Genomic DNA, 294 nt, shown 5'->3' with positions numbered 1-294 from the left:
TTTAATATTCCAGTTAAGCAAGTAGAAAAGAGGTGGGTGATTCGTAGAAGAGGTATAATGTTGGCGCATAGGCTCCGCATCAAACCGTATTGGACCAATGTGGCGTAGCAATGCTAGCTTTAATTTTGATAATAATAAATTTAGGAAAAATGTGATGTATAAATTGAAACTAAAAAAAGTCCATAACTTCAGGAGGCTCTGATGAATACCGCAGCAAAGATAATATTGACTTCACTGTTAGTAGCTGTTGCTGGGCTGCAGTTTTCTCAAGTAATCACCAGGTATGTCTTAGGA

Origin of the sequence: Halomonas sp. BC2, from assembly GCF_002078115.1 — a bacterium.
In the GTDB taxonomy this organism is placed as follows: Bacteria; Pseudomonadota; Gammaproteobacteria; order Pseudomonadales; family Halomonadaceae; genus Vreelandella; species Vreelandella stevensii.
This window is presented reverse-complemented; position numbering follows the sequence as displayed.